This is a genomic window from Alphaproteobacteria bacterium (assembly GCA_039980135.1).
In the GTDB taxonomy this organism is placed as follows: domain Bacteria; phylum Pseudomonadota; class Alphaproteobacteria; order UBA6615; family UBA6615; genus UBA8079.
Map to the genome: position 1 here is coordinate 1 of JBDXCV010000013.1, position 14,857 is coordinate 14,857.

The following is a 14,857-nucleotide window of genomic DNA, read 5'->3' on the forward strand; positions in this document are numbered from 1 at the left end:
GGTGTCGAGCGTTGACAACGGTGCGGGCTACATCGGTTCGTTTGCCACGGTCATCAGCGATCCGGCGACGGGTGACGGCACGGGTTCGATCGACTGGACCTTTACCGTCAACGATAGCCTCGTTGATCACCTCGCAGTCGGCGAGACGATCGTTCAATCCTACGACGTGACCGTCGATGACGGGAATGGCGGGACGGATACCGAGACGGTGACCATCACCATCACGGGCACCAATGACGCCCCGATCATCGGCGCCGGCGACACGTCCGGTGCTGTGACCGAGTTGCCGGATGGCGACGCGGGCGAGAACACCGCGGACCTGACCGACACGGGATCGCTGGCCTTTACGGATGTGGACCTGACGGACAGCCACACAGTTTCCAGTGTCGACAATGGCGCGGGTTATCTCGGCACGTTCGGAGCGGTCATCAACGGCGGCGACATCGACTGGACCTTCACGGTTAACGACAGCCTGCTGGACGGCCTAGCCGCCGGCGAGACCGTTGTTCAAAGCTATGACGTGACCGTCGATGACGGAAACGGCGGCACGGACACCGAGACGGTGACGATCACCATCACGGGTACGAATGAAGCCCCGGTCATTACCGGCGGTGATTCGACCGGCGGTGTGACGGAGATCGTGGATCTCGCATCGGGCGAGAATATCGATGACCTGACGGACAGTGGTTCGCTGACCTTCACCGATGAAGACATCGCGGACACGCACACGGTGTCCAGCGTCGACAACGGTATCGGCTACATCGGCAGCTTCGGTGCTGTCGTTGGTGCTGGCTCGGTCGACTGGACCTTCACGGTCAACGACAGCCTGGTGGATTACCTCGCGGTTGGCGAGACCATTGTGCAGAGCTACGACGTGACCGTCGATGACGGTAACGGCGGCACGGACACGGAAACTGTCACCATCACCATCACGGGCACCAACGACGCCCCGGTTATCACCGGCGGCGACACCACGGGTGGCGTCACCGAGATCGCGGATGGCGCGACCGGTGAGAACACCGACAACCTGACGGACTCTGGTTCGCTGGCCTTCACGGATGTAGACCTGATCGACACTCATACGGTGAGCGACGTCGATAATGGCGCAGGTTACATCGGCAGCTTCGATACGGTCATCAATGGCAGCGACGTCGACTGGACCTTCACGGTCAACGACAGCCTGCTGGACGGCCTGGCGGCCGGCGAGACGATCGTTCAGTCCTACGACGTGACCGTTGATGACGGTAACGGCGGGACGGACACCGAAACGGTGACCATTACCATCACGGGCACGAACGACGCGCCGGTGATCGGTGCCGGCGATACAACCGGTTCGGTTACCGAGCTTCCCGACGGCGATGCCGGTGAGAACACGGCCGACCTGACCGATACGGGCACGCTGCCGTTCACGGATGTGGACATCACCGACACCCACACGGTCTCCAGCGTTGAAAATGGTGCTGGCTACCTCGGTTCCTTCGCCGCGGTGATCAACGGTTCGGACATCGACTGGACCTTCACGGTCAACGACAGCGTGCTGGACGGCCTGGCGGCCGGCGAGCAGTTGGTTCAGTCCTACGACGTGACCGTCGACGACGGCAACGGCGGGACGGACACCGAGACGGTGACCATCACCATCACGGGCACGAATGAAGCCCCGGTCATTACCGGTGGCGATGCCACGGGTGATGTGACCGAGATTGCCGACGGCGCCCCGGGCGAGAATGTCGATGATCTGACGGACTCGGGCTCCCTGAGCTTCTCCGACGGCGACGTGAGCGACACCCACACGGCTTCCAGCGTTGCCAACGGCATCGGCTATGTTGGCGCATTCAACGCGGTGATCAACGGCGGCAACATTGACTGGGATTTCTCGGTCAATGACAGCTTGGTAGACCATCTCGGCGATGGCGAGACCATCGTCCAGAGCTACGACGTGACCGTCGACGACGGTAACGGCGGCACGGACACCGAGACGGTGACCATCACCATCACGGGCACGAACGACGCGCCGGTGATCACCGGCGGCGATACGACGGGTGACGTGACCGAATTGCCGGACGGCGATGCGGGCGAGAACACCGATGATCTGACCGACAGCGGCACCCTGAATTTCGCGGATGTCGACCTGACGGACAGCCACACGGTGAGCCAGTCGGCGAACGGCGTGGGTTACCTCGGAACTTTTGCTGCGGTTCTCGGTGCGGGCAACACCATCGACTGGGACTTCTCGGTCAATGACAGCCTTCTCGACAGCCTCGGCGCCGGCGACACGCTGGTCCAGTCCTACGACGTGACCGTCGACGACGGCAACGGCGGTACGGACACAGAGACGGTGACGATCACCATCCAGGGCACGAATGACGGCCCGGTCGCGAACGGAGATAGCTTCGGCGGCATCGAGGACATTCCGGTGATCGGCAATGTTCTCGGCAACGACACCGATGTTGATGCCTCTGACATTCTGAACGTCGTCGAGCCGGTGATCATCTCCGCAAATGGCGGAACGGTGACCATGGCTCCGAACGGGGACTTCACTTACGTGCCGTTCGAGCACTTCTCGGGTGCGGACAGCTTCACCTACACGGTTTCCGACGGGAACGGCGGGACGGACACGGCGACAGTTGACCTGCTGGTCGTCGCGGTCGCCGATCAACCGATCATCGTGGCACTGAATGCCGTCGGTGCGACGGACACGGCGGTTCCTGTGCCGTTGACCATCGATTTCCCGGATGAAGACGGGTCGGAAGTGCACACGATTACGCTTTCGGACGTTCCGGCGAACGCGACGTTCAACAACGGTACCGACAACAATGACGGTACCTGGACCCTGACCAAGGCGGATCTCGTTGGCCTGACGATCAACGTGGCGCCTCCGGGACCGATCTTCGGTTCGACGTTCGACCTGTTCGATCTGACCACGGCCGGTGGCGGCGATGGATCGCTGGGCTTCGTGCTGGACGGTTCGACCGGCCAGGACAATAACGGCTTCGATGTGGCCACGGCGGGCGATGTGAACGGTGACGGCTTTGCCGACATCCTGACCAGCTCCGTTGGCGGCGATTCGTTCGGTCGGACCAACTCGGGCGAAGTCACCCTCTACTTCGGTGGCACGACCCATGCGGCGGAGACCATTATCAGCGCCACAACGCCGGCCCAGTCCTACACCTTCGCCGGCGCGAATGCCGGGGATCGGATGGGCACTTCGGTACGTTCGGCCGGTGATCTGAACAATGACGGCTATGACGACATCATCATCGGTTCGCCCCTGGCGAGCCCGGATGGAAACGTATCCGGCCGGTCCTATGTGGTGTTCGGTTCGGCGGGCAACGCCAACTTCGCGGCGATGGATGCGGACGACGGTACGGTCGATGGTCTTATCGATCTCGCCCAGTTGCAGGCGGCGGACGGCGGTGACGGCTCACGTGGCTTCATCCTGAACGGCTCGCCGGTCGCACCCGCGACGTCGAACGAATTCACCGGTTATTCCACGACCGGCGGTTTCGACTTCAACGGCGATGGCATCGACGACATGGCGATCGGCGCGACGGGCAACGACTTCGAGGATGGAGTGAACCCGGTGGCGCTGGATTATGGTGCTACTTATCTGGTGTTCGGCAAAACGACCGGATTTGCGGCCGAAATCGATGTGCAGGACTTCATGGACCCGTCCAACGGTGCGGCTTCGGCCGGTACGGGGGACGGTTCCGAGGGTGTCGTGATCCGCGGCTTCGGTGTCGGTGACGCCACAGGCCGCCAGATCTCGGGCATGCAGGACATGAACGGTGACGGCAAGGACGAGTTGCTGATCGGCGGCCGTCTTGCGGATCCGAATGGCGGCAGCTCCGGCCAGGCCTATATCGTGTACGGTACGGACACACTGGGAGCCGAGTTCTCCCTGGGTGATCTGGACGGGACCAACGGTTTCATCTTCAACGGCATGGCCTCCAATGACCGGATGGGCCGCTCGATCAACGAGGCTGGTGATATCAACGGTGACGGTATCAACGACATCATCATCGGTTCCTACCGGGCCGACGGGATTAATGGAACCGACTCCGGCGAGGCCTATGTGATCTTCGGTGGCCAGACGAACCTGGCGGCGCTCGATGCGCTCGACGGTACGAGCGATGGCGTCATCGAGACCAGCGAGTTGGCCACGGTCAACGGCGGCGATGGGACCCTCGGGTTCATCATCTCGGGTGCCGAGGCACAGGATCGTGTGGGCCATGTTGTCCGCAATGCCGGTGACCTCAACGGAGACGGGTTCGACGATGTGCTGGTTGGCGCACCGAAGGCCAACCCGGATGGTCAGAATGACGAAGGCGGCGTCTACGTTGTGTTCGGCACGAATACCGGGTTCGCAGCAGAGATCGATATGGGTGACTTCGCCGCGGGCGACGGCACGGTCGGTTTCGAAATCCAGGGCATTAACGGCGGTGACAATGCCGGCTGGTCTGCCGGTGCCGCGGGCGACGTCAACGGTGATGGCTTCGACGACATCGTCATCGGCGCACATTATGCCGATCCGAACGGTGCGAGTTCGGGCGCCACATATGTCATCTTCGGCAAGCAGGACCTGTCGGGCGACGACTTCGTGATCACCGTCGAGGCGACGGCGACCGAGACGTCCAACAGCGACACGGCCTCGTCGGGTACCGGCCTGTTCGTCGATGTCGACGGCTCGGACGAAGATACCATCGAGGGTACGTCTTACGGCGATACGCTGAACGGTGGCGCAGGCAACGACACACTGACCGGCAACGGCGGGGACGATCTGTTCGTCTTCACCGACGGTACGGGCGACGATGTCATCACCGACTTTACGGAAGGTGCGGGCAGCGAAGACGTGATCGACGTCTCCGACTTCGGGTTTACGGACTTCGCCGACCTGCTGACCGCGACCAATGACAGCGGTGCGGACACGGTTATCACCCTCGATGGGGATGACAGCCTGACCCTGATCGGTGTACAGGAGGCCAACCTCCACGAGGACGACTTCCTGATTTGACGGACACCGCAGAGTCCGAGCGTAAACTCGAGATCAACGTATCGCGCCATTTCACGACCTGGATGGCGGAGAACGGAGTTTCGCTCGCGTTCACCACGTACCAGGCCGGCAAGCTCTTTTTCCTGGGGCGGCGCGAAGATGGTCGTATGACCATCTTCGAACGAACCTTCAATCGCTGCATGGGCCTTGCCGCTGCGGGTGAAACGCTCTGGATGAGTTCGCTCTACCAGGTCTGGCGTTTTGAGAATGCGCTGGAGCCGGGCCAACTCCACAATGATCACGACCGGCTTTACGTGCCCCAGGTCGGCTACACGACGGGCGATATCGACACCCACGACATGGGTATCCGCACCGATGGCAGCATCGTCTTCGCCAATACGAAATTCTCCTGTCTGGCGACAACCGACGCGACCCGCAGTTTCCGGCCGGTCTGGGTGCCTGATTTCATTACCCGCCTGGCACCGGAAGACCGTTGTCACCTGAACGGCCTGGCGATGCGGGATGGCGCGCCGGCCTATGTCAGCGCCGTCTCAACCAGCGACGTGGCCGACGGCTGGCGCGACAAGCGTACCGATGGCGGCGTTATCATTGATGTCACCAACAACGAGATCGTGGCGGACGGGCTGTCGATGCCTCATTCACCGCGTTGGCACAACGACAAGCTCTGGATGCTGAATGCCGGCACCGGTGAGCTCGGCTTCATCAACTCGGATAGCGGGTCATTCGAGCCCATCGCGTTTTGCCCTGGTTTCCTGCGCGGGCTGGCCTTTGCCGGCAAATTTGCGATCGTTGGTCTGTCGCTGCCTCGCGAAGCGGGGACTTTTCAGGGCCTGCCGCTCGACGACAAACTCGGGAAAGCGGGGGCAGAGGCCCGCTGTGGCCTGCTTGTGATCGACACGGAAACCGGAGATACGCTGCATTGGCTGCGAATCGAGGGTATCGTCGAAGAGTTATACGACGTTGTCTCGCTTCCAGGAGTAGTGCGCCCCATGGCGATCGGGTTCCAGTCCGACGAAATCAACCGCATTGTCACCATTGGCGATGATGGGTAACGCGCCATCCGGCGCCGGCAATCCGCCGGTCACTGACCTGTTTGCGGACGCGATCTCGACGATCAAGCGCGGTTTTACACCCGTTATTGTTTTCAGCTTCTTCATCAACATGCTGATGCTGACCGTGCCGCTTTACATGCTGCAGGTCTTCGATCGGGTGCTCGGTAGCGGCAATATCGACACGCTGGTCGTCCTCACGACCATCGCGATCGTCAGTCTGCTGACATTGGCGGCCCTGGAGGGGGTGCGCACCTATGTGATGATCGGCCTGTCCAGCTGGATGAGCGGCAAGTTGGGCGGCACGATCCTCGGCAGCAGCGTCACAAGCGCCCTGAACCACACCAATGACCCGTCGGTTCGTGGCCTGCGCGATCTCGAGACCGTGCGGACCTTCCTGACCGGGCCCGGGGTGTTCGCCATACTCGATGCCCCATGGGTGCCGATTTTCCTGGCCGTCATATTCTTCGTGCATCCGAGCCTGGGCTGGATCGCCTCGATCGGCGCGGTCATTTTGTTCGGCCTTGCGCTCGCGAACGAGATGTACACCCGCGATCCGCTGGCGCAGGCAAGCGGCCAGTCCCAACGTGCGACGCATCAGGCTGAAACCGCGGTTCGCAATGCCGACATGATCGCGGCGATGGGCGTGTTGCCAAACCTGATCAGCCGCTGGAACCGCGACAATGGCCGGATGATCGCGTTGCAGGCGCTCGCCAGCCGGCGCGGCGGCATGATCACGGCAATCGCCAAATTCATGCGTTTTGTCATTCAGCTCGGCGTGCTGGGCACAGGTGCGTTCCTCGCAGTCCAGCAGGAAATCACGCCAGGCGCGATGATCGCATCCTCGATCATTATGGGACGCGCGCTGGCGCCGGTCGAACAGGCAATCGGGGCCTGGAAGGGTATGGTCGCCGCCCGCGGTTCCTATGCGCGCCTGAAGGAGCTGATCGGAATCAGCAGCGAACGCGACAGCATCGAGCTGCCGCCACCACAGGGCCGACTGACGGTCGATAGCGTGGTGCTCGGCGTGCCGGGGCGCACGGAGCCGATCATCAACGGTGTGAGCTTCTCTCTGGACCCGGGTGAAGCACTTGGCCTGATCGGGCCGTCGGCGGCCGGGAAGACCACGCTGGCGCGGCTGCTGGTCGGCAGTTGGGCCCCCACGTCAGGCCATGTCCGTCTCGACGGGGTGGAAATGACCAGCTGGAACGACGTCGACCGCCTGACTTACATGGGTTACCTGCCGCAGGATGTGGAATTGCTGGGCGGTACGGTGAAGGAGAATATCGCCCGCATGGGTGAATCCGAGGACGCACATGTGATTGCCGCGGCCAAGCTGGCCGATGTCCACGAGATGATACTTTCACTGCCCGACGGCTACGAGACCCAGATCGGCGAGGCAGGCGGCATTCTCTCCGGCGGACAACGCCAGCGTATCGCCCTGGCGCGCGCGTTGTTCGGTGCGCCGATGCTTCTGGTCCTGGACGAGCCCAATGCAAGCCTCGACCGTGTCGGTGAGCAGGCATTGCTCGATACGATCGATGAGATGCGCCGGCGCGGCGTGACGATTGTGGTCATCGCGCACCGACCGAGCATGCTGGAGCATGTCGACAAGATTCTGGTGCTGCGGGACGGCAAGACCGAAATCTATGGTTCGCGAGACGAGGTCATGGCCAAGCTGACCGGGCGTCCGGAACCGGCGACGGTCACACCGGAACAGGTCACCGGTCAAACCCAGGCGATCAGCGGTGAACAACCGCCGGCGAGTGAGGCATGAGCGACGCATCGCAAAGGCGAGAGCCGGGCGGGGAGAGCATGCAGGTTGCGCCACAGCAGGGCGCGCAGGCGCTCGCGCAGCTGGACCTGACGGCAGGTGGCACGCCGCCGCCCCCGCCGGGCGGGGGCGGCGAACAGTTGGGAACCCGCACACCGATCCTGATAGGTTCGGTGATCATTCTGATTTTCTTCGGTTTTTTCGGTTTCTGGGCTTTCTTAGCACCTCTCGACAGTGCGGCCATCGCCATCGGCACGGTCGGGGTCGAGGGAAATCGCCGGACGATCCAGCATCTCGAGGGCGGGATCGTGAAGGAGATCGTGGTCCGCAATGGCGACAAGGTCAAAGCGGGGCAGGTGCTGATCCGGCTCGACGAGACCCAACCGCGGGCCCAACTGCAGTTGATCACGGGGCAGCGCAATGCCGCGCTCGCCCTGGCAGCGCGCCTGCGGGCCGAACGCGACGGCAGCGAGACCGTCACGTTTCCCGAAATTCTGACGTCTCAGGGGAACGACCCGAGCGTACAGGAAACGATGCAGGGCCAGATCGGCATTTTCGAGGCCCGGCGCAACTCGATCGAGGGCCAGCGGCGAATTCTCAGGCAGCGTATCGGCCAGTTCCGCGAGGAAATCGAGGGTTTGCGCGCCCAGATCAGATCGGCCGATGAACAGCTGGTGTTGATCAACGGCGAAGTCGCCGACCTGCAGACGCTCTTCGACAAGGGCCTGACGCCGAAATCCCGACTGCTGTCTTTGCAGCGGCGGGCAGCCGAGATCGAGGGCGAACGCGGGCAGAACCGCGCGGCCATCGCACGGGCACGCCAGAGCATCGGCGAGTCTGAAATTCGCATCGTTGAACTGCGCACCGAACAGGTGAACGAGGTTGTTGCCGAGCTTCGCGAAGTCGAGAGCCAGCTGCTCGATCTGGCGGAACGTTTCCGTGCTGCGGACGACGTGCTGGACCGGGTCGAAATCGTCAGCCCGATCGACGGCTTTGCCGTTGATTTGCAGGTATTTACGAGCGGTGGTGTCATCCGGCCCGGCGACCGTCTGCTCGACGTGGTGCCCGATAGCGAGAAACTCGTGATCGAGGCCAGAGTGACCCCGACGGACATCGATATCGTGCGCGCGGGGCTCGATGCCCAAGTGCGCCTGTCGGCATTCAACCAGCGCGTGACGCCGACGGTGGATGGCACGGTCACCTGGGTATCGGCGGACCGCCTGACGGATTCGAATTCGGGCGAGGAATATTACACCGCGCGGATCGACCTGAAGGACCAGAATGATCCGCGCCTGAATGGCCTGACGCTGCAGCCGGGCATGCCGGCCGAAGTATTGATCCGCACCGGCGAACGCACCTTGATCCAGTATCTGGTGAGCCCGGTCGAGCAGTCGATTTCCCGCTCGCTGCGGGAATAACGCGCGCCTAGATTGCGTCGACGATCTCGGTCTCGCGCCGCCGCCGTGACGTGAACACGACAACACCCGCGACCAGCACCGCGCCGACGACATTCAACGGCAGATTCAACGGGATGAAGCAAAGCGCGCCGCCGGCGATCAGCACCGGATAGAGCCAGAGCGGCAAAGGCCCTTCGGAATAGCGCTGGATCATCGCGGTCAGTGAATAGATCCCGAACAGGGCGAAGCCGCCGATCTGGATGCTTTCCCAGAAACCTGCGCCGATCAGTGGCGTGAAGGCGAACAACAGCACGATGATGTAGAGCCCCTTGGCGATTTTCCAGGCCTCGACACCCGTTGCCATGGGGGGCGACTTCGCGATTCCGGCGGCGGTGAAGGCAGCGAGGCAGACGGGCGGCGTCACGTTTGAATCCTGGCTCAGCCAGAACACGATCAGATGCGCGGTCAACAGAAACACCGTCAGCGTTTCGGCGTCGATCAGGGCAGGACGGATGACCAATGCGAGTTCGAAGGGCATGCCGCTGACGAGCTCCTTTGCGGCCTCGAGACTCATCCCTTGGGTAACATTCGCTACATGTGGTGAATCGATCAGCGCGAACATGGCCGCCTGGGCCGGGTCGGAGATGCCGTTGACCAGCATGTCCACGAGGATTCCGTCGGCCAGAAGGCCGGCGAGCGCCGGCGCCGACAGGATTGACAGCACGATGTAGGCAGCGGTCACCGGCAGCCCCATGCCCAGAACCAGGGACACGATTGCGATCAGGATGACCGCGATCAGGACCGATCCCTGGGACCATTGGGCGATCATCAGCGCGAAGCCGTTGCCGAGACCCGAAGTGGTTACGGCGTTGTTGATCAGCCCGACCGTGACCAGCAGCACGGCGGTCATGATCGAGGTCTTGATACCGAGGACGAGCGCCCGGGAGATTCTGCGCGGGCCCATGCGGTTGGGCGTGATCCAGCTGACGACGATGAGCGTGCCGATCGCGAAACAGGCCGCGAAGCTGGGCGTTCGCCCGCTCACCAGCATGTAGGTCATAATGCCGAGCGGGAGCACGAAATTGAGCGCGCCACCCCAGAGTTTCGGCCAATCGACGGCGGCGATCTGCTCGGTGCCGATCCGGTGCTTCATGGATTCGACGCGGACCATGAAGCCGACGGACATGAAATACAGGATGGCGGGAATGATCGAAACAATCACGATGGTGCTGTAGGCGATGCCCGTGAACGACACCATGACGAAGGCGCCCGCGCCCATGATCGGCGGCATCATCTGGCCGCCCGTCGAAGCGGAAGCCTCGACCCCGGCGGCGAACTTGGCGCGAAAACCGTTCGCCTTCATCAGCGGGATCGTGATGATCCCCGTAGACGCGGTGTTGGCGACGGCCGATCCGGAGATGGTGCCGGTGAGTGCCGACGAAATGATCGCAACGAAGGCCGCGCCGCCGCGAAAACGTCCGGCGATGATCTTGGACAGCTCGATGACGAAGTCCGATGCGCCCGAAACGACCAGAAAGGCGCCGAAAATCATGAAAAGGGTAATGTTGGCCGACGAGATGGTCGCGATGATCCCGAGCATTCCCTCATCATTGTACAGCGAGCGGAACAGTACGTCGCTCAAGGGCAGGCTGGCGGCGCGGAATACGCCGGGCAGGACCTCTCCGAGGAACAGGATGTAACTCAGCGAGACGATCACCAGCACGGGGATGATCCAGCCGGTCATCCGGCGGGTCAATTCGATGGCCGCGACGATCATGATGATCCCTGCCGCCCAATCGATCGGTGTGAACTGCCATGGCAGGCCGGTTTCTGCCAGAGTGCGCGTATAGAGGCCCGTTTCGGCCCCCGCGATCCACGCCGCGGAGGCGGCGACCAGAATACCGAGGACGAGGTCCAGACCGATCGACCATGGTTTCTCGGCATGGCGTTTGAATGTTGCCGAGGTGACGAAACCGAGAAACCCGAACCCACCATAATGGATGGCGTTCTGCCAAAGGCCGGGCTCGTTCCAGAACAGATTTGTGCCGACATGCCAGAGACCGAATGCACAAATGGCGAGCAGGGTGATCCAGTAGCGGCCGAGATGTGCCAGGGAATAGTCGAGATCGACGACACCATCGCGAAATCCCCGGACCGGTTCTTCCGGCTCGATCTCGATGGCAGCGGCATCAACCATGCCTGGCAAGGGTGTCTGGCTCATGGCAATTTTCCCGGCAGATAGTTCGCGGTGATACGAAAAAAGGGTGGCCGCGACCTGCGACCACCCTCCATTTCGGTCCTGAGCGGGCGTCCGCTACTTCGCCATCAGGTGGGCCGGGATATCGACCCCGACCTCTTTGTAGTAACGCGCCGCACCCGGGTGGAGCGGCACGGGAAGACCGGCCGTCGCTGCCTTGACGTCCATGGCCTTGGTGGCCGGGTGGATCGCCTGCAGGAACGGCAGGTTTTCATAGATGGCCTTGGTCAGCAGGTAGACATGCTCTTCGGGCACATCGGCGTTGACCGCCAGGAAGTTCGGCTGCGCGATCGTCTGCACGTCCTTGTCCTGGCCCGGATAGGTGCCGGCCTTGATGGTGTAGGGGACCCAGAGATTGCGTCCGCTATCCATCTTCTTGGCCTCGTCCGGCGTCACGCTGAGCAGCGTGAACTTGCCCTGGTTGGAGGCAAGCAGCTTGGTGATCGCGCCGGTCGGCGGACCCGCCGGGGCGCCGATGCCTGCGACCTGGCCGTTGGCCAGCGCGTCAGCCGACGGACCATAGCCGCCATGCATCAGCTTGAAGTCTTTCTCCATGTCGAGGCCGAGACCCGCAAGCAGCACACGGTTCGAGCCGATGGTGCCGGAGTTCTGGCGGCCAAAACCCATGGTCATGCCCTTGAGGGGGATGATGTCGGCTACCGTACCGGATTTCACATACTTGTTGTCGAGGACGAACTGCTCGACATTCTGCCAGAGCATCGAGACCGAACGCATGTTCTCCTGCGGTGCGGTCACGGGACCGGTGCCGGTTGCCGCGTAGGAGCCGAACAGGCCCTGGACGATGGCGAACTGGGCGGTGTTGGCGCCGAGCGCCTGCACGTTCGCACCCGAACCGGCGGAGTTGACCGCGGTGAGGCTGAATTTCTGCTTCGGCAGGAGCTTGACCTTCGACAGGGTCGCGATGGCCGTGCCGACCGGATGATAGGTGCCGCCCGTGGAGGCGGTGTTGAGGATGTAATCCTTGTTCTGAGCGAGTGCCGGTGTGGCAGCCAGAACACCGACGGCGGTCACGCCGACGGCCAGAGACTTGAGCATGCGAATAGGTTTCATTGAACCCTCCCGTTTAAACCAGTTGAACTATTTGATATTGTTGATACTTGGCCTATCCATAACGAATTCCGCCGCGGAAGTCCGTCATGCTTTATGTCTATATTTTAGCATGCCTGAATGCCCAAACCCGAGCCTTTCGCGCTGGATGAGCCGCAAACCGGTAGAGTCTGGGCCGATTGGGACCGTTTTCACTTGACGGGTCGGTGGGTAAAGGCAGAGAAAACCGGGGTCGGGGCGTAGCTCAGCCTGGTAGAGCACCTGCTTTGGGAGCAGGGGGTCGCGTGTTCGAATCTCGTCGCCCCGACCAACATTCGAGGGAAATATTTGCATCATGAAGGCACGAATCTTTCAGCCCACGAAGACCGCCATGCAGTCCGGCCGCGCGAAGACCCAGAACTGGGTGCTCGAGTTCGAGCCGACGCGCCGCCAGCAGCTCGATCCGCTAATGGGCTGGCCCGGTGCGGGCGACACCATGCAGCAGGTCCGCATGAACTTCGAAAGCCGCGCCGACGCGGAAGCTCATGCCACGCGCCACGGGCTCGATTATGTGGTGCAGGAACCCAAGGAAAGACAAATCAAGCCAAAGGCTTACGCGGACAACTTCGCGGTCGGACGCAGGATTCCCTGGAGCCACTAACCCCGCCCGTTGGAACGGTCATGTGCGATTCGTGAAATTGAGGTTTCGCGATTACGGTGAATCCGGCGATGGTTAGACCATTCTGAAGCACAGCGCGGCGCCCGTAGCTCAGCTGGATAGAGCATCGGCCTTCTAAGCCGAATGTCGCAGGTTCGAATCCTGCCGGGCGCGCCATTGCTTCGTTCCACGCGGCAGTCGGGCAGTTAGTCGGCTATGGAGGCAATCGTGATCTCCACGCTGGCCCGCGTCCCGGGGCATGGTTTATACCGGCCGGTGACGATAAACGCCGGGCACCGTTTTCACCCAAGACTCCAGTTTCATCAGATGCGCCAACCCAAAATTCTCACGACGATCCAGACCTACAACTGGTCGCTGTTTGTCGCGGATCTGTTGGCCGGTGCCACCGTCGCTATGGTGGCCTTGCCGCTCAGTCTGGCCATCGCCATTGCGTCGGGTGCCGACCCGGCAAAGGGGCTGGTGACGGCAATTGTTGCAGGTTTCCTGATCTCGCTGCTCGGCGGAAGCCGGGTGCAGATCGGGGGGCCGACAGGCGCATTCATCGTCGTCGTTTTCGGTGTAATTGCGGAGCATGGATATGACGGTCTGGTCCTGGCCACGTTCATGGCCGGGTTCATCCTGCTGGTCGCGGGATATTTCCGGGCGGGCAATCTGATTGCATATGTCCCGGAAGCCGTGGTGAATGGCTTCACCATCGGCATCGGCGTGATCATCGCGACGAGCCAGTTGAAGGACTTTCTCGGGCTCGGGGTCGAGAATGTCCCCGCCGCGTTTCTGGAGAAACTGCCGGCGCTATGGGATGCGCGGGAAACCTTCAGTTTGCCGGCATTCGGCATCGCGATCGTGACATTGGTCCTGATCGTCGTCCTGCGCCGGGTGGCGCCACGATTTCCCGGCCTGATCGTGGCCGTCGGGATTGGTTCCGCGCTGGTTTTACTGATGCCGTCCGCTGTGGACACCCTCGGCTCGCGCTTTGGCGACCTGCCCAGCCAGTTGCCGTGGCCGGAGCTGCCGGACATTTCGCCGTCGCGACTGGTGGAGCTTCTGCCTTCGGCGTTCGTCATTGCGTTTCTGGCCGGGGTTGAATCTCTCCTGTCGGCCATGGTCGCGGACAAGATGATCGAGGGTCAGCATCGGCCCAATGCGGAACTGACGGCCCAGGGTGCTGCGAACATAGCCTCGGCGCTCTTCATGGGGCTGCCGGCCACCGGGGCCATCGCGCGCACGGCGACAAACATCAAGGCGGGCGGCAAGACACCCGTGGCGGGCATTATCCATGCCGCCGTCATTCTGCTGGTGATGCTGCTGGCCGCACCTCTGGCCGGATACCTGGCCATGCCGGCGCTGGCGGCGCTGCTCATCCTCACGGCCTGGCATATGACGGAGCCACACAAATGGCGCACCTATGCGCGCGGGCGAACGAGCGATTTGCTGCTGCTGTTGCTCACACTTGTACTGACGGTGCTGGTCGATCTGACCGTTGCCATCGGTGTCGGGGTGTCCGTCGGGCTGGCGCTACGTTTAAGCCGCCGGCGATGGATCAAGAGCGATTGGACACCGCCGGAGCGGTGATGCGTGGACGGTCGGAGCAGCCGGATTTATGTAGGCTGTTCGCATGTTTGCTCCGTTCAACCGAATGGAAG

Annotated in this window: 8 protein-coding genes and 2 tRNA genes; 8 read left to right on the forward strand and 2 right to left on the reverse strand. The window is 62.2% G+C overall.

The features are described from left to right. The 4 genes from ABJ363_15860 to ABJ363_15875 form a co-directional block, all read left to right on the forward strand. Window positions 1-5,011 (forward strand): VCBS domain-containing protein (locus ABJ363_15860; GenBank protein MEP4380467.1); only part of this gene is annotated, 5,011 nt, incomplete at its 5' end. After that, complete coding sequence (locus ABJ363_15865; GenBank protein ID MEP4380468.1) at window positions 5,008-6,063, forward strand: TIGR03032 family protein; 1,056 nt, start codon at window positions 5,008-5,010, stop codon at window positions 6,061-6,063. The genes ABJ363_15860 and ABJ363_15865, both read left to right, overlap by 4 nt. Then, complete coding sequence (locus tag ABJ363_15870; GenBank protein MEP4380469.1) at window positions 6,038-7,837, forward strand: type I secretion system permease/ATPase; 1,800 nt, start codon at window positions 6,038-6,040, stop codon at window positions 7,835-7,837. The genes ABJ363_15865 and ABJ363_15870 overlap by 26 nt, the downstream gene beginning before the upstream one ends. After that, on the forward strand, window positions 7,834-9,252 hold the full coding sequence (locus ABJ363_15875; GenBank protein MEP4380470.1) for an HlyD family type I secretion periplasmic adaptor subunit: 1,419 nt from the start codon (window positions 7,834-7,836) through the stop codon (window positions 9,250-9,252). Before ABJ363_15870 ends, ABJ363_15875 begins: the two co-directional genes overlap by 4 nt. A 7-nt stretch (window positions 9,253-9,259) precedes the next feature. Here the strand turns inward: ABJ363_15875 and ABJ363_15880 are convergent, their stop codons facing one another. Both ABJ363_15880 and ABJ363_15885 read right to left on the reverse strand, forming a co-directional pair. Continuing rightward, complete coding sequence (locus ABJ363_15880) at window positions 9,260-11,452, reverse strand: TRAP transporter fused permease subunit (GenBank protein MEP4380471.1); 2,193 nt, start codon at window positions 11,450-11,452, stop codon at window positions 9,260-9,262. A 93-nt stretch (window positions 11,453-11,545) separates the two neighbouring features. Next, window positions 11,546-12,559 (reverse strand): TAXI family TRAP transporter solute-binding subunit, encoded by a 1,014-nt coding sequence (locus ABJ363_15885; GenBank protein ID MEP4380472.1) that lies wholly within the window; start codon window positions 12,557-12,559, stop codon window positions 11,546-11,548. Between the two features lie 230 nt (window positions 12,560-12,789). Between ABJ363_15885 and ABJ363_15890 the strand changes: the two genes are divergently transcribed. The 4 genes from ABJ363_15890 to ABJ363_15905 all read left to right on the forward strand — a co-directional run bounded on the left by ABJ363_15890 (window position 12,790) and on the right by ABJ363_15905 (window position 14,786). Then, window positions 12,790-12,866 (forward strand) — tRNA-Pro (locus ABJ363_15890). A 24-nt stretch (window positions 12,867-12,890) separates the two neighbouring features. Continuing rightward, window positions 12,891-13,196, forward strand: coding sequence for an ETC complex I subunit (locus ABJ363_15895; protein ID MEP4380473.1), 306 nt, complete (start codon window positions 12,891-12,893; stop codon window positions 13,194-13,196). Window positions 13,197-13,293: 97 nt separating this feature from the next. Next, a tRNA-Arg gene (locus tag ABJ363_15900) sits at window positions 13,294-13,370 on the forward strand. A gap of 150 nt (window positions 13,371-13,520) precedes the next feature. Continuing rightward, window positions 13,521-14,786 (forward strand): SulP family inorganic anion transporter, encoded by a 1,266-nt coding sequence (locus tag ABJ363_15905; protein MEP4380474.1) that lies wholly within the window; start codon window positions 13,521-13,523, stop codon window positions 14,784-14,786. Window positions 14,787-14,857: the final 71 nt, after the last annotated feature.